The sequence below is a fragment of the Streptomyces sp. Q2 genome (assembly GCF_056820935.1).
Window position 1 is genome coordinate 30499 of sequence record NZ_JBXEJE010000036.1, and the last position, 26026, is coordinate 56524.

Annotated in this window: 22 protein-coding genes; 14 read left to right on the plus strand and 8 right to left on the minus strand. The window is 67.3% G+C overall.

What is annotated here, in order from left to right; translation table 11 throughout:
• The first annotated feature begins 133 nt into the window (after window positions 1-133).
• Together ACWBNA_RS34155 and ACWBNA_RS34160 are read left to right on the plus strand one after the other, a co-directional pair.
• On the plus strand, window positions 134-1471 hold the full coding sequence (locus ACWBNA_RS34155; protein WP_482708385.1) for a DUF445 domain-containing protein: 1338 nt from the start codon (window positions 134-136) through the stop codon (window positions 1469-1471).
• A gap of 54 nt (window positions 1472-1525) precedes the next feature.
• On the plus strand, window positions 1526-3031 hold the full coding sequence (locus ACWBNA_RS34160; RefSeq protein WP_482708386.1) for an MFS transporter: 1506 nt from the start codon (window positions 1526-1528) through the stop codon (window positions 3029-3031).
• A 240-nt stretch (window positions 3032-3271) separates the two neighbouring features.
• Here the strand turns inward: ACWBNA_RS34160 and ACWBNA_RS34165 are convergent, their stop codons facing one another.
• Complete coding sequence (locus tag ACWBNA_RS34165) at window positions 3272-4729, minus strand: alginate lyase family protein (protein ID WP_482708449.1); 1458 nt, start codon at window positions 4727-4729, stop codon at window positions 3272-3274.
• Between the two features lie 134 nt (window positions 4730-4863).
• Between ACWBNA_RS34165 and ACWBNA_RS34170 the strand changes: the two genes are divergently transcribed.
• Window positions 4864-5223, plus strand: a complete 360-nt coding sequence (locus ACWBNA_RS34170) for a VOC family protein (RefSeq protein WP_482708387.1) — start codon at window positions 4864-4866, stop codon at window positions 5221-5223.
• Between the two features lie 89 nt (window positions 5224-5312).
• On the opposite strand, the gene ACWBNA_RS34175 is transcribed toward ACWBNA_RS34170, so the two are convergent.
• Window positions 5313-5618: a hypothetical protein gene (locus tag ACWBNA_RS34175; RefSeq protein WP_482708388.1), complete on the minus strand. Its 306-nt coding sequence runs from the start codon at window positions 5616-5618 to the stop codon at window positions 5313-5315.
• Window positions 5619-5853: 235 nt separating this feature from the next.
• On the opposite strand from ACWBNA_RS34175, the gene ACWBNA_RS34180 reads away from it, so the two are divergent.
• From ACWBNA_RS34180 to ACWBNA_RS34190, 3 genes are all read left to right on the plus strand, one after another.
• On the plus strand, window positions 5854-6279 hold the full coding sequence (locus tag ACWBNA_RS34180; RefSeq protein WP_482708389.1) for an Hsp20/alpha crystallin family protein: 426 nt from the start codon (window positions 5854-5856) through the stop codon (window positions 6277-6279).
• A 72-nt stretch (window positions 6280-6351) separates the two neighbouring features.
• Entirely contained in the window at window positions 6352-6768 is a 417-nt protein-coding gene (locus tag ACWBNA_RS34185; protein WP_482708390.1) for a DUF2267 domain-containing protein, read from the plus strand.
• A 294-nt stretch (window positions 6769-7062) separates the two neighbouring features.
• Window positions 7063-8733: a glycosyltransferase family 2 protein gene (locus ACWBNA_RS34190; RefSeq protein WP_482708391.1), complete on the plus strand. Its 1671-nt coding sequence runs from the start codon at window positions 7063-7065 to the stop codon at window positions 8731-8733.
• Between the two features lie 89 nt (window positions 8734-8822).
• Here the strand turns inward: ACWBNA_RS34190 and ACWBNA_RS34195 are convergent, their stop codons facing one another.
• Window positions 8823-10892 (minus strand): laminin G domain-containing protein, encoded by a 2070-nt coding sequence (locus tag ACWBNA_RS34195; RefSeq protein ID WP_482708450.1) that lies wholly within the window; start codon window positions 10890-10892, stop codon window positions 8823-8825.
• A gap of 316 nt (window positions 10893-11208) precedes the next feature.
• Between ACWBNA_RS34195 and ACWBNA_RS34200 the strand changes: the two genes are divergently transcribed.
• Window positions 11209-11991, plus strand: coding sequence for an SDR family NAD(P)-dependent oxidoreductase (locus ACWBNA_RS34200; protein WP_482708392.1), 783 nt, complete (start codon window positions 11209-11211; stop codon window positions 11989-11991).
• A gap of 99 nt (window positions 11992-12090) precedes the next feature.
• On the opposite strand, the gene ACWBNA_RS34205 is transcribed toward ACWBNA_RS34200, so the two are convergent.
• Together ACWBNA_RS34205 and ACWBNA_RS34210 are read right to left on the minus strand one after the other, a co-directional pair.
• Complete coding sequence (locus tag ACWBNA_RS34205; protein WP_482708393.1) at window positions 12091-12642, minus strand: GNAT family N-acetyltransferase; 552 nt, start codon at window positions 12640-12642, stop codon at window positions 12091-12093.
• Window positions 12639-13916 (minus strand): helix-turn-helix transcriptional regulator, encoded by a 1278-nt coding sequence (locus ACWBNA_RS34210; RefSeq protein ID WP_482708394.1) that lies wholly within the window; start codon window positions 13914-13916, stop codon window positions 12639-12641. Before ACWBNA_RS34210 ends, ACWBNA_RS34205 begins: the two co-directional genes overlap by 4 nt.
• A gap of 168 nt (window positions 13917-14084) precedes the next feature.
• On the opposite strand from ACWBNA_RS34210, the gene ACWBNA_RS34215 reads away from it, so the two are divergent.
• From ACWBNA_RS34215 to tgmC, 4 genes are all read left to right on the plus strand, one after another.
• Window positions 14085-14417, plus strand: a complete 333-nt coding sequence (locus tag ACWBNA_RS34215) for a hypothetical protein (protein WP_482708395.1) — start codon at window positions 14085-14087, stop codon at window positions 14415-14417.
• Between the two features lie 176 nt (window positions 14418-14593).
• Entirely contained in the window at window positions 14594-14860 is a 267-nt protein-coding gene (gene tgmA, locus ACWBNA_RS34220; protein WP_482708396.1) for a putative ATP-grasp-modified RiPP, read from the plus strand.
• Window positions 14861-14865: 5 nt separating this feature from the next.
• Entirely contained in the window at window positions 14866-15852 is a 987-nt protein-coding gene (gene tgmB, locus ACWBNA_RS34225) for an ATP-grasp ribosomal peptide maturase (protein ID WP_482708397.1), read from the plus strand.
• Window positions 15839-17011, plus strand: coding sequence for an ATP-grasp peptide maturase system methyltransferase (gene tgmC, locus ACWBNA_RS34230; protein ID WP_482708398.1), 1173 nt, complete (start codon window positions 15839-15841; stop codon window positions 17009-17011). The genes tgmB and tgmC overlap by 14 nt, the downstream gene beginning before the upstream one ends.
• A gap of 324 nt (window positions 17012-17335) precedes the next feature.
• Here tgmC and ACWBNA_RS34235 read toward each other — a convergent pair whose 3' ends face one another.
• Both ACWBNA_RS34235 and ACWBNA_RS34240 read right to left on the minus strand, forming a co-directional pair.
• On the minus strand, window positions 17336-18670 hold the full coding sequence (locus ACWBNA_RS34235) for a DNA cytosine methyltransferase (RefSeq protein WP_482708399.1): 1335 nt from the start codon (window positions 18668-18670) through the stop codon (window positions 17336-17338).
• 239 nt (window positions 18671-18909) lie between these two features.
• A complete protein-coding gene (locus tag ACWBNA_RS34240) occupies window positions 18910-19599 on the minus strand; it encodes a hypothetical protein (protein ID WP_482708400.1) in 690 nt (229 codons plus the stop codon).
• A gap of 120 nt (window positions 19600-19719) precedes the next feature.
• Here ACWBNA_RS34240 and ACWBNA_RS34245 point away from each other — a divergent pair, with 120 nt between their 5' ends.
• From ACWBNA_RS34245 to ACWBNA_RS34255, 3 genes are read left to right on the plus strand one after another with little or no spacing between them, the layout of a single operon-like run.
• On the plus strand, window positions 19720-21129 hold the full coding sequence (locus ACWBNA_RS34245) for a transcriptional regulator (RefSeq protein ID WP_482708401.1): 1410 nt from the start codon (window positions 19720-19722) through the stop codon (window positions 21127-21129).
• Window positions 21129-22973 carry a DEAD/DEAH box helicase gene (locus ACWBNA_RS34250; RefSeq protein WP_482708402.1) on the plus strand — a complete coding sequence of 615 codons (1845 nt, stop codon included), beginning with the start codon at window positions 21129-21131 and terminating at the stop codon, window positions 22971-22973. Before ACWBNA_RS34245 ends, ACWBNA_RS34250 begins: the two co-directional genes overlap by 1 nt.
• Window positions 22957-23808 (plus strand): protein NO VEIN domain-containing protein, encoded by an 852-nt coding sequence (locus tag ACWBNA_RS34255; protein WP_482708403.1) that lies wholly within the window; start codon window positions 22957-22959, stop codon window positions 23806-23808. Before ACWBNA_RS34250 ends, ACWBNA_RS34255 begins: the two co-directional genes overlap by 17 nt.
• On the opposite strand, the gene ACWBNA_RS34260 is transcribed toward ACWBNA_RS34255, so the two are convergent.
• Window positions 23805-25808 (minus strand): GmrSD restriction endonuclease domain-containing protein, encoded by a 2004-nt coding sequence (locus ACWBNA_RS34260; RefSeq protein ID WP_482708404.1) that lies wholly within the window; start codon window positions 25806-25808, stop codon window positions 23805-23807. The two genes, ACWBNA_RS34255 and ACWBNA_RS34260, sit on opposite strands and share 4 nt — an antisense overlap.
• Between the last annotated feature and the right edge of the window lie 218 nt (window positions 25809-26026).

Sequence of the window (26026 nt, forward strand, 5' to 3'; positions counted from 1 at the left end):
GCCATGGACCGGGGAAAACTGACAGGACCCCGTCGCGTTCCCCCGACCGGACAGACGCCGGGAACTCTTGTTCCGTTCCAGGAGTCGGTCAGGAAGGGACAATGTGTGAGGGATCACCGAACGGGTGGAGCGGATGGAACGTACGGAAACGGGATCAATCGGGGCCGAAGGGCAGCATGCCCGCCCCGGAGGCTTCACGAACCGCGCCATGAACACGTTCAGCGAGGCCGATGAGGAGAAGCAGCGCGGCGTCCGCCGGATGAAGCTCACCGCCACCGGCATGCTGCTGTTCGTGGCGCTCGTGTACGTCCTCGCCAAGTGGGCCTCCCACCAGGGCGCCGGCACCTGGGCGGGCTATGTCGCCGCGGCCGCCGAGGCCGGCATGGTCGGTGCGATGGCCGACTGGTTCGCGGTCACCGCCCTCTTCCGGCACCCGCTGGGCCTGCCCATCCCGCACACCGCGATCATCCCCACCAAGAAGGACCAGTTGGGGGTGTCGCTGGGCGAGTTCGTCGGGGAGAACTTCCTCTCCGAAGACGTCGTACGACAGCGGCTGCGGGCCGTCGGCATAGGCGGCCGGCTCGGCACCTGGCTCGCGGACCCCGAGCACGCCGACCGGGTGACGGCCGAGCTGTCGGCCGCGCTCCGGGGCGCGCTGACCGTGTTGCGCGACTCGGACGTCCAGGCGGTGGTCGGCGAGGCGATCACGAGAAGGGCCGACGCGCAGGAGATCGCGCCCGGCATCGGCAAGATGCTGGAGAAGGTCGTCGCGGACGGTGGCCACCGTCGTGCCGTCGACCTGATCGTGGCCCGCGCGCACGACTGGCTGGTGCTGCACAGCGACTCCGTGATGGACGCCGTACAGGGCGGGGCGCCCGGCTGGACCCCGAGGTTCGTCGACAGGAAGGTCGGCGACCGCGTCTACAAGGAACTGCTGCGCTTCTGCGTGGAGATGCGGGACATGCCTTCCCACCCGGCCCGCGGCGCCCTCGACCGCTTCCTCACCGACTTCGCCTCCGACCTCCAGTCCGACACCGACACACGCACGCGTGTCGAGCGGCTCAAGGGCGAAGTGCTGGGCCGCGGCGAGGTCCAGGACCTGATCGACTCCGCCTGGTCCGCCGTACGATCCATGATCGTCTCGGCGGCCGAGGACGAGCGCAGTGAGCTACGGCTGCGGGTGCGCGCCTCCCTGCTGTCCCTGGGCGCCCGGATGGCCGTCGACCCGAAGGTGCAGGCCAAGGTCGACGGCTGGCTGGAGGGCGCGGCGGTCTATGTCGTGACCACCTACCGCAAGGAGATCACCTCCCTGATCACCGACACGGTGGCGGGCTGGGACGCCGAGCACACGACGAAGAAGATCGAGGCGAACATCGGCCGTGACCTCCAGTTCATCCGGATCAACGGCACGGTGGTCGGTTCGCTGGTGGGCTTGTTGATCTACACGGTGTCGCGGGCGCTGGGGGCGTAACCGCACCGGTCGAGGGCACCCGATCCGGGTTCTCGCTCAAGGAGGAGGGGGCCCATGACCACCGCGCAGGCCGAGACAGGCCGGACCGTGACGACCGACATCCCCGCCCGCCTCGACCGCCTCCCGTGGTCGCGCTGGCACTGGACGATCGTCATCGGTCTCGGCACCGTGTGGATCCTCGACGGCCTCGAAGTCACCGTCGTCGGCAACATCGCAGGCCGCCTCTCCGAACCCGGCAGCGGACTGCCGATCAGCTCCGGCCAGGTCACCGGCATCGCCGCCGCGCTCTACGTGGCCGGCGCCTGCTCAGGCGCCCTGTTCTGGGGTCGTCTGACCGACATCTGGGGGCGCAAAAAGCTCTTCATGATCACCCTGGCGGTGTATCTGGCGGCGACCGCGCTGACCGCCGTCGCCTTCGACACCTGGTGGTTCTTCGCCTTCCGCTTCCTGACCGGCTTCGGCATCGGTGGCGAGTACGCGGCCATCAACTCCGCGATCGACGAACTGATCCCCAAGGAGTACCGCGGCCGCGTCGACCTGATGATCAACGGCAGCTTCTGGCTGGGCGCGGTCGGCGGCTCGCTGCTGTCGATCGTCGCGCTGGACACGGACATCTTCCCGGCGAACATCGGCTGGCGGCTGACCTTCGCCCTGGGCGCGGTCCTCGCCCTGGTGATCCTCCTCGTACGCCGCCACGTCCCGGAGAGCCCGCGCTGGCTGCTGATCCACGGCAGGGACGAGGAGGCGGAACGAATCGTCTCCTCCATCGAGCAACGGGTGGAGGCCGAGAGGGGCGAACCGCTGCCGCGGGCCGAGGGCGAACTCGCCATCCACCAGCGCCGCAGCGTCACCTTCCTGGAGATCGGCCGCACGGTCTTCTCCGACTACCGCAGGCGGGCGATCCTCGGCTTCTCCCTCTTCATCGGCCAGGCCTTCCTCTACAACGCCATCACCTTCGGCTTCGGCGCGATCCTCACCACGTTCTACGACGTCCCCACCGGCGACACCGGCTACTACTTCGCCGTCATCGCCGTCGGCAACTTCTTCGGCCCGCTGCTGCTGGGCAAGCTGTTCGACACGGTCGGCCGCAAGGTGATGATCTCGTCGACCTACCTGCTCTCGGGCCTGCTGCTCTTCGGCACCGCCTGGCTCTTCGACCGCGGGTCCCTCAGCGCGTCCACGCTGACCGCCTGCTGGTGCGCGGTGCTGTTCTTCGCCTCCGCGGGCGCGTCGAGCGCTTACCTGACGGTCTCCGAGGTCTTCCCGATGGAGACCCGGGCCATGTCCATCGCCTTCTTCTACGCCATCGGCACCGCCGCCGGCGGCATCAGCGGCCCCATCCTCTTCGCCGACCTCACCGGCACGGGCAAGGTCGGCGACACGGTCCTCGCCTTCCAGATCGGCGCGGCCCTGATGTGCGCGGCCGGCCTGGTCGCGGCGTTCCTCGCCGTCCGCGCGGAACGCCGCTCCCTGGAGGACATCGCGACGCCACTGACGGCGGCGGCGACGTCAGCGACGTCAGCGGTGACGGAGAAGGGGCCGAGGAGGGCTACGGCGTAGGGGTGGGGTGCGGGCAGGCTTTTCTCGCCCGCCCCCGCCGCCCCTTCCCGTCCCTGGGGGCTGCGCCCCCAGACCCCCGCTTTCGGCCCGAAGGGCCTCGTCCTCAAACGCCGGACGGGCTGAAATCGAGCCCCTCCGGCGTTTGAGGAGCGGGGTCTGGGGCGGAGCCCCGGAAGGACGGGAACGGGAAGGGGCGGCGGGGGCGAAATCCCGCCCCGGACCACCGCAGCTCGCGGTTTCCTACTGGGCGCCGTCGCGCCGGACCCGGTCCCGCCGCCGCAGGAAGAGCAGCCCGCCGGCAACGGCGGTGACGCCCGCGGCGGCCGTCCAGCCGACGATGTCGCCGGAACCGGTGGCGGCGAGGCCCTCGGCGGCCGAGGCGGACGGGGACGTCCCGGCCTGCGGGCGGGCGGCGTCCGACCCACCGCCCGAGGAGGCGGCGGACGCACCGGCCGCCGGGCTCGGACTCGGGCTCGGGGAGGCCGACGTGTCCGCCACCCTGTCCCGCGTGAACGCCAGCGTGCCGAACCCGAGTTGGTCGTAGCCGCCGCTGTTGGGCCCGTAGTCCCCGCCACCGCCCTCGGGCGCGGCCTTCGCGGCGATCCGGGTGAGGTACGTGGCGGACAGCCCCCGCCGCTTGGTGTAGTGGTTGGCGATCATCGCCCAGATCGGGCGCTGCATGGCCGGGTCCACGGCGGCGGCGTCGGAGGCGGTCTCCTGGCCGGACCAGCCGTTGATGGCACCCTTGGCGCGGGTGTTGGCGGTGTACGGGACGTTGCCGCCCATGCTCCACTTGGCCACGTACTGGGCGCCCTTGAGGAAGCGGCTGTCGTCGTAGCCGTACAGGTCGATGCCCTGGTTCCAGGCCATCTCGCACACGGTGCCCATGAGACCGACGCCGAGCAGCGCGTGCCCCTGGTCGCGGCCGGCCTCGACCCACTCGGCGAGTCCGTCGTCGTGCACGACGGGGATGGCGTGCCGGACGGCGCCCAGGCCCTCGCCGTTCTTGAAGTAGTCGACGGCGCGGGCGACTTGGGCTCTGTCGTCGCAGAAGATGCCGGTGGCCAGGACGCAGGCCATGGCGGCCAGGTCCCAGTTGGTCCAGTAGTTGGTGACGACGGCGCCGTTGTGGTCGGCCAGGAAGCTGTCGCTCAGCGGCGCGAAGACCTTGCTGAGCATCTCCTGGAACCGGCCGAGCTCGAAGTCGCCGTGGTCACGGACGAGTTCGGCGGCGTTGGCGAACTGGTAGCCGTAGAGCCCGGCGGCGAGGAACCGGTCGGCGCTGCCTTCGAGGCCGGTGAGCTTGGCCGACCAGGCGTTGAGGATCGTCACGGCGGTGTCGAGGTACGCGCTGTCACCGCTGACGTGTCCGCGCAGCGCGTTCTGGTAGGCGGCGTGCACGTCGTTGTAGAGGATCGCGTAGTTCTGTGGGGAGCCCGCCCCCCGGTACACGGTGGCCTGCGGGTTGGCCGTCCAGCCGCTCGCCGCATGGCGGTTGACGGCCAGCTTGGCGAAACCGGCGGTGTAGGGGGCGGCGCCCGCCTCCACCTTTGCGGCCATGCGGTCCAGGTCGGCCCGGGTGTGCAGGAGGCCGGGGTGCGCGGGGGCGGCGGCATCTGCCGCGGCGGCCGGCGTGCCGGTGCCGAGGGCGGTACCGATACCGACGGCTCCGGCTGTGACGCCCGTGGCTTTGAGCATGCTCCGGCGGCTGATCTCTCGTGTCACGTGTTTCGTTCCTCGGGGTCGAATCGCGTGCCAGTGGGGGACGGTGAGGAGACGAGCGGGAAGGGCAGCCGATAACAGAAACCGCATGAGCGCGAGGAGAGACGCCGGTGACAGTGCGCAGGGTCGTCCCCGACATCCACGTCCGGTCCGAGGAAGCGATGCGAACAAGCCGGGACTTCTACGGCCTGCTCGGCCTGGAGGAGGTCATGAACCTGGGCTGGGTCACCACCCTCGCTTCCCCGTCCAACCCCACCGCCCAGATCATCTTCCTCACCGAGGAACGCACCGCCCCCGTCGTCCCCGACATGAGCGTGGAGGTCGAGGACGTCGACGCGGTGTACGCGCAGGTGGCGGGCTCGGGCGCGGAGATCGTACGGGAGCTGCGGGACGAGGAGTGGGGCGTACGACGGTTCTTCGTACGGGACCCGAACGGACGGGTGGTGAACGTGCTGGGGCACCGGGGGTAGCGGGCCGACGGGGTGCAGCGGGCGGGGCCGGGTGCAGCGGGCCGAGCCGGGCGCGGCGAGCCGACCGGGGCGCAGAGGACCGACTAGAACTAACCGGCGTTCCGGTCCGCCACCGCCCACGAAGCCAGGGCCATCGCTCCGGCCACGCCGAAGACGGCCGGCCAGGCTCCCACCTTCTTGGCCAGCGGGTGCGACCCGGCGAAGGCGGCGACGTACGCGGCGGTCAGTGCCCCCGCGGCCTTCCCGCCCGCCTGCCGGCGCCACTGTTGTGCGGCCGCGGCCCCGGCGGCGGCCAGTACGACGCCGCCCAGCTGCCGCTTCCTGGTCCAGCGGGCGACGCCGTACCCGCCGACGAGACCGCTCGCCGCGACGACCGCGCTGGGAACCTTCGCCATGTCTGCCTCCTGTGCTGCCCGGGTCGGTGCGATCCGGTGCGATCCAGTGCCTTCCGGTGCCGTGCGGTCCGGTGTGATCCGGCGCCGTGCGGTCCGGTGCGATGTGTCCCGAGGCTAGCGCTCACCTGGAACGACGCGGCCTCCTGAGTCGAGGCTTGTCAAGTTTCCTCCTTCGAGCTATATAAGAAGCATGAGGCATCGCACAGCCAGCACCTGAGGAAAGGAGTGAACTGTGATGCTCATGCGTACGGACCCCTTCCGCGAACTCGACCGCCTCGCGCAGCAGGTCCTCGGCTCCACCGCCCGCCCCACCGCGATGGCGATGGACGCCTACCGCTCCGGGGACGAGTTCGTCGTCCACTTCGACCTCCCCGGCATCGACCCCGAGACGATCGAGATCGACGTCGAACGCAACGTCCTGAACGTCCGCGCCGAACGCCGTTCCCCCGCCCCCGAGGACGCGGAACTGATCGTCGCCGAACGCCCCACGGGCACCTTCACCCGTCAGCTCTTCCTCGGCGACACCCTCGACACGGAACGCGTCGACGCCTCGTACGACGCCGGTGTCCTGACCCTGCGTATCCCGGTGGCGGAGCAGGCCAAGCCGCGCCGGATCCAGATCACGGGCGGCGACAGCGGACGTAAGCAGCTGAGCGGCTGAGCGGCCGACTGGTTGAGCAGCTGACCGGCTGACCCGGCGGGACGACCCGCAGGACCGAAGAAGGGAGCCCATATGACAGTACTGAGCACGACCAGCTGGACCGAACTGATCGACGCCGTACGGGAGTCCGGCCAGTACCCGACCACGGCGGAGGCGGAACGCGTCACCCGCGTCGTCCTCTCCGCCCTCGGCGGTCACGTCACCGGCGACGAACGCGTCGATCTGGCCCGCGCCCTCCCCGAGGAGGCGGCCCGCGTGGTCGCCTCCCAGATCCCGGCGACCCGTCCGCTGACGGCGGCGGAGTTCGTGGACGCGGTCGCCGCCCGTGTCCAGGGGGCCACCCCGGCCACGGCCCGCTGGGACGTCAGCTCAGTTCTGAGCGTCCTGCCGGGTCTGGTCGGCGACGACCTGGTGGACCGCGTGCTGGCCCAACTGCCGCCCGGCTACGCCCTGTTGTTCGGCAAGGCGGAACTGGCACCGGCGGCCTGAGCGAGGGCCTGAGCGAGGCCTGAGCGAGGCCTGAGCTAGGCCTGAGCTAGGCCAGGCCTGAGCGAGCCGACGGTCGTCGACCTCCCTGCTGGGACTCCCTGCTGGGACTTCCCTGCTGGGCTTCGGCGAGGGCCGAAGTCCAGCAGGGAAGGGCGGACGTGGCGATCCCGAGTCCTCCGGCACTTCTCCGGCATTTCCGACACTCCGACGCGCCTGGCCGGACGCGATCGAGGGCTCCGACTACGGTGAGACCGGGTCCGAAATCACCTGATACGACCATGTTCGGGGTAATAGATGCTCAAAGTCAGCATTGTGGTGCCGGTCTACAACGCGGGCGAGTACATCGACCGCTGCGCCCCCTCGCTCCTCCACCAGAGCATCGGCCGGGACGCGTACGAGATCGTCTACGTCAACGACGGCTCGACCGACGACTCCCCGCACCGCCTCGACGAGCTGGCCACCCGGCATCCGCACGTGCGCGTGGTCCACCAGGAGAACTCCGGCTGGCCGGGCAAACCCCGCAACGTGGGTGTCCGTACGGCTCGCGGCGAGTACGTGCAGTTCGTCGACCAGGACGACGAACTGACCCCGGAGGCCCTCGAGCGCCTGTACGACCTCGCCGCGCGCAACGCCTCGGACATCGTCCTGGGCAAGGTCGTGGGCACCATGCAGGGCCCCAGCAGCGTCTTCAAGCGCACCGTCGAACACTGCACGGCCGAGGACGCGCCCCTCATGGACAGCCTGACGCCCCACAAGATGTTCCGCCGGGCCTTCCTCCTCGACGAGGAGATCACCTTCCCCGAGGGACCCGTACGCCTGGAGGACCAGCTCTTCATGGCCCGCGCGTACGTGCGCGCGAAGAGGGTCTCCATCCTCGGCGACCACCCCTGCTACGTATGGAACCGCCGCGAGGACGGAGGCAACACCAGCGGACGCGCCACCACGCCCGAGACCTACTACGGCCACCTGCGCACGGTCGTGGAGGCCATTAAGGAGGGCACCGAACCGGGCCCCCTCCAGAACCACCTGCTGCGCCGTTCCTACCGCGTCGAACTCCTGCGCCCGGTCGTCGAACCCCGCGTCCTCCAGCGCACGGGCAGCAACCTCGAACGGTACTTCGACGTCGTACGCCGCATGGCCCTCGACTGCTACCCGCCGGGCGTACGGGACGGGCTCCCCGCGATCACCAGGCTCAGAGCCCGTCTCCTGGAGGACGGCAACCTGGACTCCCTGGTCGAACTCGCGCGCCGCGTCCAGAAGATCAAGCCCCAGGTCACGGTCGACGCCATCCGCAGGCGGAACGGCAGACTCGTCGTCACGACGACGATCGGCATGCTCCGCCCCGACGGCGAACCCCTCACCCTCGTCGAGCGCTACGGCCGTCTCCTCCTGGACCCCGATCTGCTGGCGGACATCAAGGGCGCCGAGGACTGGGAGGTCCCGCACCCCCTCGGCGACGCCCGCGGCGAGTTCCTCGTCCACGACGCCGCCCGCAACCTCTGGTGGTTCCCGGAGACCGACCTCGCCCCGCGCACCGAGCCGCTCGGCAACGGCCGCCACCGCGTGATCATCACGGGCGAGACCACCATCGACCCCCTGACCCTCGCCGGCGGCACCGAGATGCCTGCCGGCACGCACCTGGTGTGGGCCTACGCCCAACTCCTCGGCGTCGGCCGCCGGTTCCGCCTCACCGGCGTCCCCTTCTGCCCCGCCGCGTTCACGACCGGCACCCCGCCCCGCCTGGTCCACCCCGCCTGGGGCGGCCCCGACGGCCAACTCCGCCTCACCGTGGGCCCCCCGGGCCACCTCTCCGTCCCTCACCGCGCACTCCTGCACGCGACGGCGACCCCCACCGCCCGCCGCGCCGCCCGCACCCTCCTGCGCCGCCTCCCGAAGGACGTACGCCGGCAGGTTCGTACGCTCGCGCGCCGGGCGGATCCCTGGACGGCGGGGCGGAGGGACTGAGCGGAGGGCCGACAGACGGCGGGGCTGAGCGTCGGGCCTACCGACGCTCAGCCCCGCACTCGGCCCGGCGGTCAGCGACTACCGACCGACTAGCACTCGACGCAGGGGTCCGTCCCCCAGCCCAGACCGCTGATCCTGTCGTCCTTCAGCGCGCCGGCGTACGCCTGCACCTCGTCGACGTCCCCGTGCAGGTACTCGCCCCAGCCGTCGCCGACCTGCGCCCGGCCGATCTGGAGCGCCCCGGAGCTGCGCCAGCCGTTCGGCAGGGTCCCGGTCGCCTGGGCGTTGGTCCAGCCGTCCAGGAAGAGCTTGACCGTGTCGGTGGCGTCGTCATAGACCACGGCCAGGCGGTGGCCCTGACCCTCGCCGCCGTCCGCCGACTCGATCTGCGACACCACCGTCTCGGCGGCGCCGGCCTCGTCCTTCTCCGGCATGATCAGCTGCCAGGCGTGCTCGGAAGGTTCGTAGCGCACCTTGAAGGTGTCGGTGTGCTCGCCCGCCTGGGACAGCACGGTCATCGGGTGGGCCGGTTCGGCATCCGCCAGCCGTACCACCACGCCCAGGGTGAAGCTGTCCCCGGTGTCCACCACCGGGCCCTCGGCGACGGCGTGCCCGGTGTCGCCGTCCAGCCGAAGGTGCCCGTCGCCGACCAGGGCGGGCGGCGTGTAGGTGCAGTCGGGGTCCAGATCCGGGATGCAGGAGCTGTCGGAGCTCTGGTAGATCGCCGCTCCGGTGCCGAGCCTGAGCGGCGCCCCGCCCTGCTGCTCCGGGCTCGTGCCGTCCGCCGCGGTCTCCAGCGACCAGTGTCCGAGCAGCTTCGGTGTGCGGCGGCTCAGTTCGGCCACCTCTACCGGCACCACGACCCTGTCGTACGCCCGTACGTCACCGATGTCACCGTGCCACCGCGCGTGGTAGCCGGACCCGCTGCGGGCGCGGCCGATCTGGAACGCGTCGTTCGCCCCGGCGGGCGTGGCCTCGACGGCGGTGCCGACCGGGCGGCCGTTGACGTAAAGCTGCGCCTTGCCGGTCTCCGCGTCGTAGAGCCCCAGCAGATGGGCCCACTCACCGGTCTCCGGAGCACCGCCCGACACCCGTGCGCCGCCGATGCCGAACGTCCAGGTGGGCCCGGAGTCCGGGCTGCTCAGTCCGAGGCGGAAGCCGGTCGTGTCGCCCGCGTCCTGGCCGGCGACGGTCATCGTCCGGTCGGTCTGCGCGGGCCGCACCCAGGCGCTGACGGCGAAGGTCTTGCCGGTGTCGACGGCCGGGGCGTCCGGAGTGAGGAAGCCGTGGCGGCTGCCGTCCAGGGCGACGGTGGCGGTGGCGCCGGTGCCCCGGGGTGCCGGACCGCCGAAGGTCACGCCGCTCCCGGCGCGAGCGGCGGTGCCCGTCTCGGCGGCGGCGCTGGTGGCTCCCGCCGCGTCGTCGAGCTTCCAGTGGGCCACGGGTGCGCGACCGCTCGGGACCCGGAACCAGTACGTGGTCGTCCCGCTGCTGCGCCCCGAGCGGTCGATCGCGCGGACGCTCAGGTAGTCCGGGCGGGCCTGGAGCGGCAGGAACCGGATGGTGGCGGGACCGCCCATCTCGTCCGGCCGGGCACTCCCGTACGGGCCGCCGATGAACTCGTAGCGGTACTCGACGACGTCCGGTGACGGGGAGTCCATGGTGAAGCTGCCGTAGACGCCGACGCCGCCCCCGGTCTGCTCCTCCGAGAAGTCGGGAGAGGTGACGACCGCCTTCTCCGGACTGGCGTCGTCGTACACGAACTCGCAGACGGAGCCGCCGCCTTCAGAACTCCAGGCGGAGGTCGCCTTGCCGTCGTCGGCGCGGACGTGCCAGGAGATCACCGTGTTAGCCGGGATGTCGTCCGGCATCCGCCACGGCAGCCGCGACCCCGACAACGTCTCGTAGGACGTGTACGTCCGGCGCTGCTCGACCCCGGACGCATCCGTCCACCACGCCTCGAACTCACCCCTGACCATGTTGGCCTCGGCGGGCTGGTTGTCCTCCTCCGGGTCGTACAGGACGGCCCCGAGCGTCGGCGGCGCCCCGACGTACGCCCGGTTCTCACCGGTCGCGCACGCCTTGGTCCCCGTCTGCAGGTCCTGCACGAGCGGCTGCTTCGGCGGCAGGTTCTCCGCCGCGTACGCCGTGCCGGACATGCCGGTCCCCGACACCACGACCGCCGCCGCACAGCACAGCGCCGCCAGCTGCGCGGACGCGGTTCTTCGTCTTCCGGCCGGCCGCCTCCCGGCCAGTCGTCTTCCAGCCATGTGTCTTCCTGTCAACTGCCCCACTCCTGTTCGCCCTTGAGGCTCGCGGATCACACGAGCCGCATGAAGCTAACAGAGACCACTGACACAGCTGAAGCGGTTTCTACCGCGGTGCCGACGCCGCAGGGAGACAGGAAAGCCGACCGCCTCGACACCGACCGGACCGGGTACGGGTCGCCATGCAGACGCCGTTTAGGGTGCGGAGATGACGACCTCGCAGACCTACCTCTCCGAACTGTTCTCGCTGGACGGCCGGGTCGCCGTGGTGACAGGCGGCAGCTCCGGCATCGGCCGGGCCATCGCCGGGGCCCTCGCCCGAGCCGGGGCGAGCGTGGTGATCGTGGCGCGCAGGGAACCGGAACTGGCCGCCACCGTCGACGAGCTGACCGCGGCCGGCTGCCGCGCGGCCTGGGTGAGCGCCGACCTGAGCACCCGCGACGGAGTGCGCGCGGCGGCGGACCAGGCAGCCGAGGCGTTCGGCGAGCCCGACATCCTCGTCAACAGCGCCGGGATCAACCTGCGGCCGCCGATGGACGAGCTGGGCGACGAGGTCTGGGACATCACGATGGCGGTGAACCTGGAGGCGCCCTACCTGCTGGGCCGGCGCTTCGGACCCGGCATGGCCGAGCGGGGCTTCGGCCGGATCATCCACATCACCTCCCAACAGGCCCACCGCGCGTTCGTCCACAGCGGCGCCTACGGCGTCTCCAAGGGGGCCCTGGAGTCCCTGGCCCGCTCCCAGGCCGAGGCATGGTCCCCCCACGGCGTCACCTGCAACACCCTGGTCCCCGGCTTCGTCATGACCCCCCTCAACACCCGGCTCTCCTCCGACCCGGAGAAGGTGGCGGCCCTGGGCGCCCGCACGATGACCGGCCGCAACGGGCTGGCCGAGGACTTCGCGGGCGCGGCGGTGTTTCTGGCGGGGCGGGGGTCGGGGTATGTCACCGGGCAGTCGATCTTTGTGGATGGGGGGTTTTCGGTTCACTGAGGGTGACACCGGCGGGGGCGTGCGGGATTCGACCTTCCACCGGCGCATCCGCCAGTGACCGCCTCTTCCCTTCGGGCATTGACCGTGAACCAAGGGCGGTCATCGCTGCCGCAGTGGATCGCGCATCATCGCGGCGAACACGGGGGAGTCTGCGAAAGGCTGCTGCTCGCCGATCTTCTCGTATCCCCAACCCTCATAGAGAGCCTGGACTTTGCCGTCTCCCGCCTTCGGATTGACGAGGAGGGTGACCCGATCCTCACCTCTGCCGGCCAAGAGCTCTTCGTGGATGCGATGTGCGAGGCCTGTGCCACGCCAGGGGCGGCGGACCACGATCTCGTTCAGCGCGAGGGTGCGCTTGCCCGTCTCGACCGTGTACCCGTCGGGAAGCGGGGTGGTCATGGATGACCACCAGCGGGTGCTGGAACCGAGCGGGGTGGCGTAGGCAAAACCGGCGGGCTCGATCCCGTCGTAGGCGATGACTGTTTCCCAGCCGAGCACGGAGCTGTGTCCTGTCAGCCGATCATTGAATCGTTCGGCGGCATAGAAGGGACCGGTGAGGCCCAGGTCGCGCTGACGGACCTCTACATGGATGTCCACGATCGTCTGTCGTACTGGCTCGACATCGGTGTAGTGCCGCAGCTCAAGACTCACAGGAGCTCCTTTTCGAACCATTCGCGGGTGGCGGGGGCGTCAGGGGCGAGGGCGTGGAGCCGGTGCCCGAAGGCGTTCAACAGGCGGGCGGTGCGCCCCTGCCTCGCCTGGGCAGGGACCTTGTACGCAGTGGCTACGGCGAGCTCAGCCTCGCGTTGGCCGAGCTGGGCGTGGGCGAGGTAGGCGTACGTGAGGGCCCGGTTGCGCTTCATATCGGGCCGCAGTTTCGCAAGGGTGTGATGGGCATGCGCCTCCGCTTGCTCCCACAGGCCGAGCGTGGTGGTTGTGGTGAGGGCGAGTAGGTGGAACTCGGCCGAGTCGTAGAACCGCAACCACACCGGTCGTGCGGCATCGGTGTCCGCCCTGGCCAATGCGGTCTCGGCGAAGCCAAGGCACCGCAGGGCGGTTTGCTGGTCTCGTAGATCCGCGTGGTGCACCGCGGTACGTGCGTGTACGAGGGAGGCGTAGAGCGAGTCGCGGGCGGCACGGGTACGTTTTGCGGCCTCGTCGGCGGCGAGGGCACTGCTGTACTGGCCCAGGTTCCGGTACAAGGCTCCGGCGTGTCCCCACGTGCGGAACTGGATTGCGGGGTCACCGGAGAGGCCGGCGAGGGCGACGGCCTCGTTCAGATGCCGTTGCGCCTGGTCGAGGCGGCCGCCGTCGATGGCGGCCCACAGCGCTGAGCCGGTGAAGGATGCTGCCAGGCCGTAGAGCTGCCCGCGTACCCGCTGAGAGGCGGACCTCGTCCTTTGAAGGTGCAATGCCTGCTGGGACCAGTCGAGCGCGGCCTGCTCGACCTGGTGAGTTCCGCCAGTCGTGTTGTCGTTGGCGATGATCAGCGCGAACTGGGCGGCGAGCCGGCTCACGTCGGACTGGCCCACTCGGCCCGACCACTCCGTGTCTGACGCTGGAGTGGGAGCGAGGGGCTTGAGAGCGGCGGCGGAGGCGGTCGTGAGGAAGGTTCGGCGGAGCACGGGCTCCTCCCCATGGTGCTGCTTGCTTGTGGACGTCGGACGGGCGACCACAGATCGGGCGTGGGGCTTGAACCCCAACTCGATTGCGGTACATCCAAATACTGCCTCCAACGCCAGGCGTTGCTTGGCCTGCGGCCACCGGGTCTTTCCGGCGGTGAGGTTATGGATCGTGCGAGCCGATACGGTGCCGCGTCTGCCCGTGAACTGCTCAATCGCGGCGTTCATCGCCTCCGCCAACTCCTCCTGCGTGAGGCCTAATTCACGCATGAGCGCCTGGAGCTGTTCGTTCGCCGCCGTCACATCGACCACCGTAGGGTCGGCTCGTCTTCCACGCCCGGACGTAGCTAAAGAGCGAGTCAGTTTTTCCGGTTGAACGCGGACCGAACCAGGGCTGTTTTTCCTGCCGGTCACTAGGCGTCCCGTCGTTCACTGTCTGTGACAGGACGAACACGACTACGGGAGTCAATCGTGGAGATCGCGCACCAACTGACAGAGACCCAGCGACTCGACCGCGCCACGTTCCTCGCCGAGGCCCGCGCGATCAACCAGCCGAGACTGGACGTACCTCCCCTGTCGGACACCGTGCGGCGCACCGAGAGCATTTCCAGAATGCTCCGTTCGCTCCTCAGCGAGACCCAGAGCGACGACCGGGAGGCGGTACGGGTGATGCGCCGCCTTGGTGCCCGCCTTCTCGACGAGTCGCCGCAGGCAGAGGTGAGCTCTTTCGCGGCCTGGCAGCGCCTCGTGAACCTCGCACGGTGCACGGAAGCGTTCCTCGACGTGGAAAGCCGCAATCGATGAGAGCCGACTGTCCTGCCTGTAAGGCGTTCCGCATGGAACGGGAGACGCAGGTTCGTACCGGTGAGGGCGACCTGGTGGATCTCCTCACACGCGTCGCCTTGCACGAGGCAAACGCACACCGCGTGGCGGCCTCGTCTCGGCAACGTCCACTTCACTCGGAAGCAGAAGGAGACCCCGTGACCAAGAACCACACCCGGAAGCAACTCGTCCCTGTCCGCCCCTGGGGTATCGGCCGACTGGCGCCCTACCCGGTGACGGTTGAGCAGCCGTTCACCACCGTCACCATCGATCCCACGACACAGACGGGAGTGTTCTACGACCACTTGAGCCAGGTGGTCGAGATGGGCAAGCACGGCACCAGCTCTGCCACGGCGACGTCAACCTCCACCAACCTGGACTCCCAGCCCGACCAGGGGCACGACCAGGACAGTCAGCAGGACTGATCGCGATGACCGAGGAGAGGGCGGTGCTGGTGGCCACCGAGGCGAACGACGTCACCGCGGACATGGTCATTGCCCACATCAACCGGCGGGGCGTGCCAGTGGTCCGTTTCAATCCTGCCGATGTCGGCGTGGGCGGCCTCACGGTGTCGGCTCGATTCGGAATCGGTCCGTCCCCAGCGATGGGGCAGATCCGCACTCCGTCGAGAATCGTCGGCTTGGAACGTGTGGGCGCGGTGTACTGGCGGCGGCCCGTCTGGCCTACTTTCGAACATCTCCAGGACCCTGACGCGCAGTTCGCCGCCGCCCAAGTCCGATACGGACTGGGCGGCACCCTCTACGGCCTGCAAGGCTGCCTGTGGCTGAACCATCCGCTGAGAAACGGGGCCGCCGACTACAAGCCCACACAACTCGCGATGGCTCACCGAATGGGCCTGAGCGTGCCGCCGACGCTTGTGACGAACGATCCCAACGAGGCGCGCCGGTTCATCCGTGAACATCGTCAAGTGATCCACAAGACGCTGCGCTGGACCCCGTACCAGCGAGACGGTGTCGGCTTCACCTCGTGGGCGGAACCGGTCCGGGCCGAGGAACTGGACGAGACCGTGTGCATCACTCCGCACCTGTTCCAGGCCCGTGTGGACAAGGTCGCGGACCTCCGCGTACTGATCGTGGGACGGCGTACGTTCGCCGTGCGCATCGACTCCGACCTTTTGGACTGGCGGAGGGACTACGGCGCGCTCACGTACAGCGTGGTAGACCTGCCGAACCGCCTGGAGAAGACCCTGCACGCCTATCTGGACCACTTCGGCCTGGCCTCCGGGTCCTTCGACCTGGCCGTGGACAGCGATGGCGCGTTCCACTGGTTGGAGCTGAATCCCAACGGACAGTGGGGCTGGCTGGAGGAGAAAACCGGGCTGGAGATGGCGGCGGCTTTCGCCCAACTGCTCGTACAGGGAGCACTTGCAGAAGGAGAAGCTGATGCACTTGCCTGACAGTGCACCACAGCGGCGGGCGCTCGCCGACCGGCTGGAAGCAGCTGGGGCTCTCAAGAGCCGGGAGTGGCGAGCGGCGGTAGAGGCTGTGCCGCGGGAGTTGTTCCTCAACCCGGGTGTTTTCCTGCCGGTCGACGGTGGACGGTGGCGTCCCGTGACCGCGCTCGGTACAGACCCGGAGGAATGGGTGCAGACCGCCTACATTGATCAGTCCTTGGCCACCCAACTCGACGGTCACCTGACCGCCGATGAGGCCGCTGAACCTGTCACCGGAGTGCCAACATCTTCCTCCACCACGCCCGTGACAGTAGTCGGCATGCTCGAGGACCTGGAGCTGGGCGCCGGACAGACGGTTCTGGAGATCGGTACCGGCACTGGCTACTCCACCGCGCTGATGTGTCACCGCCTGGGCGAGGACAACGTCACCACGATCGAGGTGGACCCGCAGGTCGCCGCCCGCGCGGACGCCGCACTGGAAGAGGCCGGCTACTCCACCTGGACCGTGACCGGCGACGGTCTCCTCGGCCACCCTCACCGTGCCCCCTACGACCGAGTGATCGCCACCTGCGCGGTGCGCCGCATCCCGTACGCCTGGGTCCGGCAGACCAAGCCCGGCGGGATCATCCTCGCCACGGTCGGATCCTGGCCGTATGGAGCTGGTTTGGCGAAGGTGACCGTGAACGAGGAGGGCACGGCAGAGGGGCGCTTCATTGGCCGCTCTTCCTTCATGCAGGCCCGCTCGCAGGCGGCGGCTCCGTTGGCCGGCGATCTCTCGGCTCGCACCGCCTACGCGGACACCGAGCGCCCGGTCACGGTTCCGCCGACCCTGCTGGAGGAGTGGATGCCGGCGTTTCTCACACAACTCGCTGTTCCTGGAACTCAGTTCGTTCGGGCGGTGGACGGCAGTGGGTCACGGCTGCTCTACCTGTTCGACGCCGAGCGGGAGTCTTTCGCCGCCTTCACGGACGCCACGTCCGGGTGGACGGTTCGCCAGGGCGGTCCAGTCGCGCTGTGGGACAGGGTCGAGCAGACCCTCACGGGCTGGAGGGATGCGGGGCAGCCCGACATCGACAAGGTAAGGCTCCATGTCTCAAACCGGGCCCACACCTGCTGGATCGGCGGGATGCCAGGGATGAAGTGGGAGCTTCGGGTTGCTTGAAGCGGTGGGGATCCTGTTCATCTTCGGCCCCGGAGCACAGGAGAGCTGGGGCATGACCCTGGAGGGTTTCTCTCAGGCTCTTCACCGGAGAAACGGAGAGGAGTTCGCCAAATTCTGGGACGAGACGAGCCCAAAGGGGCGCTGGCCGCGGACACATCTCCACTTCGGCTTCATTCTTCATGGCGCGGAGCTGAGGGCTTCGCCAAGGAAGATCCCGAGGGCGCGCCACCCTGCGGGACGTGAGTGCTTGCGAGGCCGCATGGTTCGGTGCATGGCTGCGCCGGGAGGTCATACCGGTCACGGCCTAGCTTACTGACGGCAGCCTTAGCTGATCTTTGCCCGGTGTTGTGTAAACAAGTCGTGGCGCTGATGGCCATCCTGGCCGACAAAAGCCTTGAACTGTCCGAGACTGTAGGCAAGTTCGCCGGACTTGCGCTCCGTCTTCTCCAGCTCGAAGTCGTGCCCCAAGTGGTTCAACCGCCGCTCTACTTCAGGCTGGTCCATGGAGACGCCGGTCTTCGAGAGCTTGGTGATGATCTGCTCGGCAGTAAGCGGGCGGGTTTGCTGCCGCAGCAGTTTGTACACAGGGTCGTGGACAGTGCTGGAGGTCTCGACTAGAGGGCGCGGATCCCCCTTCTGGAGAAGCGCATCCCTGATGGCTTCCCCAAGCGCCTTGGCTACAGGCGGAGGGAAGGCGTTACCGATCTGCCGGTACACCGACGTCTTACGCCCCAGGAACTCCCATTCGCCGAACTCGTCGTACCAGCCCTGAAGCCTTGCGACCATTTTGGTTGTCAGCTTCGGCCCAGTAACACCCTCGCGGGGTTTGAACCCTGGAACCGGTGCTTCGTTTTGGATGCCCATAGCGTCGACACCCAGATCAGCCCAGGCCTTCTTTGCCCGGGTCGGGCCGAGATCGGCGCCGCCATGCTTCTTCGAGCCACCCACGATGGTAGGGGCGATGGCGTTAGCCTTTTGGGCCCAGGCGGCGACTTCCTCTTCGCCCCAGCCATTCTCGCCCATGAGGTCGAAGAGTACTTCGCCCACCGTGGGCGGTTTCTTGGAACGCTCCTGGGGCCACCTAAAGTATTCGGCGTATTCGGGCTGCAGTGCGATCAGGACGAAACGTGGACGTAGCTGGGGAACGCCAAAATCTGAAGCTTGAAGCAGCTTCCAGAAGGCGATGTAGCCAAACTCGTGGAGCTTGTCTAGTACGGCCTGTCGGTAGCCGGAAAACCGGTTCGCGCTGAGGCCGCGCACATTCTCAAGGAGTAGCGCCTTGGGCTTGATTCGGCCGCAGAGCTCAATAGCCCAGGCAAACAGGTCGCGCTCGTCACTTGAGCCCAACTGCTTTCCCGCGATGCTGAACGGAGGGCAGGGGACGCCACCCGCCAAGAGTGCAACTCCCTGATGGGAATCCGGGTCCCATACGCTGGGATCTGCCACATCGCCGACGGCTACCAGGTGGGTGGGTACATCTACGCCGTCCTCTTTAAGGACTCGGCGAAGGTTCTGATCCAGCGTGTGGGCTGCCTGGGCGTCCAGCTCGACCGCGAGCCGGTGGGTGAACCCGGCCCGATGCAGCCCGAAGGACTGACCACCGGCGCCGGCGCAGATCTCGACGACTTCGAGTCTCTGCTTGTGTTCCGCCGCCGACATCGCGATCTCCTTCCAAGTGCGCGGGCTGAGCCAGCGCAGGGGGAGCACTAGTGCGCTCGGTCCCACAGACATAACAGGTGTCCAACTCCGCGTGAACCCGGCTGCACCCTAGCGGCAGCACTTCAGCGGACGAGGGCGAATGGCTCGGCGAGGCGGACAAGATTTGAAGTCTACGGCGCCCCAGTGACAACACTCGCCGCGGCCTCTCCCTTCGTACACGCTGGCAGGCGATCTGTCCGTCAACGTTGGAGCGCCGACCGCAGCTCGTCCCGAGCGTCGGCCGGCAAGCGCCGGTAAGTGTTCCAAGCGCGCTCGAGCGGCGTAGTGCCGCGACGGCCCCGTTCCATCCACCGGAGGAGGCGGCGTTGGTCACCGGAGTCGAGTTGTTTGATCTCTGCCAGGGCTTCGTCGGCACGTGCGGGGCTTCCGTCTGAGCCGGAGCGGCAGCGCTTGCACTCGGTGACAAGGAGGGTTTCCTCGTTGCCGTCGGGCAAGACCGTCGTTCGCCTGGTGACTGAGAGCACACCGGTTTGGTTGGAGTCGTCATGATAGGACTCGCCTCCGGAGATGCCGCAGATCGTGCACATGTAGTGATCCCGGGCCATGATGGCCTGCTTCTCTTTGCTGGAGACAGTCTTCTGCGGTATCGCCGCCCGCCGCGCCACTGGGTCCCACACCGGGACTCCTGCCTTCTCGAAGCGCTGGTCCTCGGCTGTCAGGGTGGCGTCCTCGGTGTTGGTCAGCATGACCCAGCCGTAGTCGCGGAGGTCGCGTATGCGCCGGTCCGCCTGCGAGATCCCAGGGAAAGCATTGCGGATCTGTTCCTTGGTGAAGGTCTGCCCTTCGCCGATGACTTGGACGAGCCAAAGCGCTCCGCGGACCATGGTTCCGGCCTTGAGGTCAGGGTCGTCCCAGGCTGGCAGCGTCACTTCTTGCTCCGTTCTCCAAGTGATCGAGACGCTGATTGTGGGTTATCGGCACACCCTCTGTCAGCAGGTCCTGCCATGATGCTGGGGCACGCTGCGTCTGGTTCCTTGGAGGCTCTGATTATGGCCGTGAAGTTCGGCGTCCCGCCCGAGGGCGAGAAGATTCGCTCGCTGGTGGACGAACGGCTGAAACAAGCCATGGCTGAAGATGGCGCCAAGATCACCGTCGAGTGGCGCGGTGAGCAGAAGCACTTGCACGTCATCTCAATGCCGGTCGACATGCTCTACTTCAACCCTGACACCCACCGCATCCGCGCGCAGCGCACTCTGGACCCGGAGCGCAACCGGGTCCTGGAGGAAGAGCCGTGGAGTGAAGCCGCACAAACGTATCTGCATGACTTGCTACGTTGTCGGCCCTCAAACCCCAACCAGACCGACCCGGACTACGTTGCACTGCAAGACGAGCTGGACGACGTAGGGCAGCGGGAGCCTGGGATCATCAGCCCGGACGGCATCCTCGTCGACGGAAACACCCGCTGTGCCGCGCTGAAGGATCTCGGCATCAGGGACATCCGGGTGGGCGTCCTCCCTGCTGATACGTCCCGTCGCGATATCAACAGTGTTGAGCTTGCTCTGCAGTTGCGCCGCGACAGGCGTCGCGAGTACTCGTACATTAACCGTCTCATCGCGATCGAAGACCAGCTTGCCGATGGCCGTCGCGAGGAGGACGTGGCTCGTGACTTCAACATCAAGAAGACGACTCTCCAGCAGGACCGCTGGGTCTATCAGTTGATCATTGATGCGATTGACCGCAGCCAGACCACGAACGGTGCTGTACTGCGGCTGGTCGACTTCGAGGACCACCAGGAGAAGCTCCGCGAGCTTCACCGTGATTACACCAAGCTGGCCAAGACCGACGCGGACGCTGCTGAACAGCTCAAAGAATCGCGTCTGGCCATGGTGGTGCTGAACTACGCGAAGACGACTGTGCGCCTCGCGGAAGCTGACTTTCACAGCCGGTACCTCGAAGAGCGTCTGCCCGATGAGCTGCGGCCCGCGGTACAGGAGTCCGCTGCCGTTTCGATCCCGGGTCTCTCAGGCGTCGCGATCCCGGACGCTACTGCGGCAGTGAAGACCACGCGAGCTCTTACGGATGCCCTGCTCCAGGCGAAGGCGGCAGCGCAAGCCGGCGACAAGCTGGATGCACCAGCCGTGACTAAGGCTGATGCGCTCATCAAGTCGGCCCGCAAGACGTTCGATGTCGCCGTCAAGATGGCAGGGGCGAACGCCGAACTCCAGAAGCGCCAGGTTGCTGTCCCTGCGCGTCTCACCGATGCCGCTGACTACGTCAACCAGTGTGCCGCGGAGTTCGCGGATGCCAGGGCCAAGCGCGCGCTCGACGAGGACGCCTTTGACGACGCGTTGCTTACGTTGAAGGCCAGCCTTGCCCGTCTCGCGAAGCAGGCAGGGCGTACCTTCAGTTCGCCTGGGGACGGTGTTGCCTGGCTGCTCGACGCGACACGGGAGAACTGATGGCCGAGCAGTCTTCTGCTCCGAGCCTGGAGATCGGCTTCGGCGACGGTGTGACTCGAGCCCGGCTCCGGGCTGGATCTGGATACGAGGGTGAGCTGCGTCGCCTCGCCCTCCGATTCCAGAGCAGTGTCCAGCGCTCGCCAGGCACCATGGAGGTCGAGATTGACGATCTCCTGACGAACCTGGTGGCGCTTGCCACTTGGCCAGCACCCACCAGCGTCGCCTGGGACCCTCAGCTAGCCGCACTAGCCACAGACTCCGCCGTCGACGCACAGACCGTCGCCAAACGCCTTGAGCCGACAGCTGGCCCGGACGGAGAAGTCGCCCCGGAGGAGGTCAACAGCCTGCTTGGCGCAGGCTGGATAGCGGATCTCACGCCGTTCCAGCGTCGGGACATTGCGAAACTGCTGTCCCTGCGCCACGGCGCCAACTTCTCCGTTCCGGGCGCGGGCAAGACCCGGGTGGGCCTTGCCGTTTTCCAGACTCTGCGACGGACCAAGGGCATTGAGCGGCTCCTGATCGTGGGGCCGAAGTCCTGCTACGAGTCCTGGAAGTACGAGAACCAGCAGTGCCTGAGTGAGCCGCTGCGTATGGATGTGTTCTCGCGGGACGCCGATCCGGCGGCGGACGCACTCATCGTCAACTACGAGCGGCTACGTCAAGACGGGGTCGTGAATGAACTTGGCCAATGGCTAGCCGCACGGCCATCCATGCTCTTGCTCGACGAAGCGCACCGGATGAAGCGTGGAGCTGACGGGACGGATGGTGCTGCCTGCCTCGCCCTTGGCCCTCGCAGCAGACACCGGCTGATCCTTACCGGGACGCCGGCTCCGAACGGCGTCAAGGATCTTGAGAACCTTTTCGGCTTCGTGTGGCCTGGCCATGGGCGACAGAAGGTAATTCAGGCCGTGGCTGGCGGGGACCTCGCCAAAGCGAGTCAGGTTCTGCGCCCCCTGTTCACTCGCACAACCAAAGGTGAACTCGGACTGCCGCCTGTTTCCACGACCCTGCGCACCGTTGCTATGCCGCCTCTTCACCAGGAGGTGTACGAGGCGCTCGTCGGGCGATTTTCCGCGCGTGCCGCTGGTTCGGAAGGAGACTTCCTCGCTCTCGGCAAGGTCATTGTCTACATGCTGATGGCGGCGACGAGCCCGGCGTTGCTCGCCGTCGGCACGACGCGTTATGAGCCGCTGTCGTATCAGGTGCCTCCTATCTCCGTGCCTGAGGGCACGCCACTGTTCGACCTGATGCGGGACCTACCGAACTACGAAATGTCGCCGAAGTACCGTGAGGTACTGGCAATCATTAGCCGGAACGCCGCTCAAGGACGTAAGACGCTCGTCTGGTCCACCTTCGTGCGGAGCCTCAACACGCTGGAAAGCATGCTCAGCGAGTTTTCGCCTGCTCTGGTCTACGGGGCGATGGGCGATGCTGACCGTGAGGAGGCAATCAAGCGGTTCCGATACGACCCTGACTGCCTGGTTCTCTTGTCCAATCCTGGCACCCTCGGTGAAGGCATCAGTCTTCACCATCACTGCCATGACGCTGTTTATGTGGACCGAGACTTCGCTGCTGGCCGCTTCCTCCAGAGCCTCGACCGCATTCACCGCCTGGGTCTTGCTCCGGAGGCGGAGACTCGGATCACGGTGCTCGCTTCGGAGGGCACGATCGACGAAATCGTTGATCAACGGCTCAGTGACAAATTGCAATTCATGGGGAGCATTCTGGATGATCCGGCCGTCCAGCAATTGGCTGACCTTGAGGAGGAGCCGGCCATCGGCGGTGGACTCGACCACCGAGATCTCCAGGCGCTGATGGGTCACCTCCGTGCCCGTGCCGCCTGAGCCGGTCCTGCGTGCGGCAGTTCGCTGGCTGGAGAGGCTTCCAGCTAGCGGTGTCGCACGGGTCCGGGCTCTGTTCACTACACACGGTGACTACAGTGACATCACGCCAACCCAGTACGACGCTGCTTACACCTGGGTCCGGGAAACGGGGCTTCTGGGCGATGCGAAAAGCGGAGCGCCTGTGAGCTGCAGAGTCTTCAATGCTGCGATGGCTCATAGCGGGGTGCCGTGGTTCAGAGATGCTGACCTGCTCATTCGCAGGCCCGACGAACTCCCCGAAGACGCCTTGCGCGCGGCCGAGACCCTCGGTCTCACTCCAGAAGAGGCTTACGCGCAAGTGAGTACAGCGTGGGGAAAGGTAGACACCGAGGAGCGATCCCGGATCGGCACAGCGGGTGAACTCGCGCTCCTTGAGTTGCTGTCCGAATCAGCGGAGGGCCGAGTGGAGCACGTCGCAGCATGGTCGGACGGCTATGGATACGACATCTTCGTTGATGCTTATCAGCACTCGGCCCACCTGGAAGTGAAGACCACAGTGCGGAGGGGCCGACTCACGGTTTACATCTCGCGCAACGAATACGAGACCATGCTGCGTGACCCGGCTTGGGAACTCGTGACAGTCCGCCTCACTCCCCAGCTGAAACTATCCGCGGTTGCCGCAGTGCCAAGAGACTGGATTACCGAACACGTACCCTCGGACCGCACTGCCCGGGGGAGGTGGCAGTCGTGCCGTCTCGACATACCCCCCGAGGTGCCTGTGCCGGGGATTCCGAGCGTCGCGCCGATGCTCGCCGAATCCGCGCCCGGGGTTCTCAGGGGGCAGCCCGTATCTTAGGCATGCACTCCAGCGTCCGAGAGCAGGAACTCTTCTGGTTCCGCGGGCCATTGATCGTCGTTGGGTTCTGGGCACTCGGCCAGCGGCTGTGCGTGTTCAAAGGCATCTTTGACTGCCGTCCGCCACTGATCGAGCGAGCCCCGAACTATGAACGGACCGAGGGCAAAGGTGACGCTGCCCTCGTCGTCGACGCGTAGCGGTGCTGTCTCGTCGCCGACTGGCACATCGCTGGCGAGGCCTGTTGCGGCAGCATCGAGTGCTGCCTCGAAGTCCGAGGGGTCAATCCACCCCATCCAACTCTGGCCATCAGCTTCAGCCTCTGCCACGAGTACGCTGCGGCCGGCTCCGGTGTACCAGGCGAGGACGAACGACCGTGGTGCACGGGTCCCAGCCGCGGTGATGTCCTTCGTCAGGAAAGCAGGCCGGAACTGGTCCAGGAGTGCCGTGATCCTTTCCGCGAGCAAGGTCCGCCGGGCGACGAGAAAGTGAGGGTACCCCTCGGCTTCCAGTACGGCAGGGTCGCTCGGAATCGCATGGGCTACGCGGTCGCTGGTGCTCACGTTCTGCAGGTAGTCGGCCGGGGAGGTACTGCCGATGATGTTCTTTGCCGTCTGATCGGAGACGAACACGATGTTCGCGAGTTCGTTGATCTCCGTGGATGAGTACTTGCTGCCGTAGTTGCGCAGTTTCGTGGCCGGATGCACAAGGCTGTACTGCGGCTTGCCAGACCTGTCGACGCCTCCGGAGATGGGGCCGCCGTCCCACCAATCGGTAGCGCCGGCATGTGCCGCTGCGAGATAGCAGAACATCAGGTAGGGACTTTGGTGGTTGCGCCCGGCCAAGTCGTCGGCAGTTACGGAGACGCCACCTTCACGGATTCCCAGGTTAGATAGCAATGCTGCTACAGGGTTTTCAGCATCGAGCATCCTGATGTCCTGTGTCAGTGCTGTGTCCGAGGCACCGCCATACCGGTTGCGGGCGGTAGCGGCCAGGAACCAGTAGAGAAGACCGTTCTCCACTTCATCGGTGACCTCTACGCCTTCCGGGTGTTGTCCGTAGTAGAGAATCAACGGGTGGAGTGCGGCGAGTGATGGGACCAGGGCCGTAGTCGGGATTAGGAGCCTCTCCTCAAGGAGAGGTACGACACGGGCAAGGCCTCGGCGGACCGTTTCCCACCCTGCTTCGACCGTTTCCTTGCTGGCAGCGGTGAGCTTGGCTACGGATGCCAATCGCTTGCCCGTGGTCGACAGGCTCAAGGTCAAAGCTTTGATGAGGAAGTTGACGTCCAGAGCCCCGTACCCGTGCTCAGCCCAGTGGACTGATTCGGCTTCCAACTGCCCTAGGAACCCGGGAGTACGTGCGGACAGTGTCGCGAGCGCGAGGTCGGTGGTCTTGAGTGCTCGTCCACCACTGTTCACGCGGACGAAGATGTCTGCGACTTCCTCGTATTCGAAGTCATGCAGCACCTCCATGTGGAAGTCCCGCTGGGTGATCTTCTGAAGTGCGCTCAGACGACGCCCGATCTCCTGGTCCGGGATGGCGAGCCCGGCCCCCTTGAGATCGCTGTGAATCGCGAAGACGTCGGACTCAGGACCCGCAACGTCATAGATCTTGATCCATTTCTTGTTCCGCCGAGTCGCCGCACTCTGGTTCTGGAAAGCCTCAGTCTCGATGTTGAAGACGACCTGAGCGTCCGGGTGATCGGTCAGCACTCGGAAGAGTGAGGTGAGTCTCTGCTGCCCGTCGAGGAGATAAAGGGGCATAACGCTCGGCAGGGCCTGAGGCACGCCGATTGCTGCGCCTCGCGTCTCAGCAGGCTGTCCAGTCTTCCAGAAGAGAAGAGAGCCAGCCGGATATCCGCGGTACAGCGATTCGACGAGCCTTGCGACCTGCGAAGCTTTCCATACGTATCCACGCTGGATCTCAGGGAGCATGATCTCCCCGGCCGCGATCTGTGTGATGAGTGTCCGGACGTCGCGGTTTGTGCGCTCGACCGCCACCTTGCCCCCAGTGTTCCGCGCGGTCGAGGCTGATCGCCTGCACCCGCTGTGGCTCGACGCGAGCCCAGCTAGACAGCCTCCCCCCACGGAAGCCGCTTGGGCACTGCACTCGCTAGAGACAGGGTAGGGGAGAGGGAAATGGGCTGTGGCCTGGACTCTTACATCGCTGGGAGAAGCGCTGGGATCAGACGTCTAAGGCCGCTCCTGCGGAAGGGGCG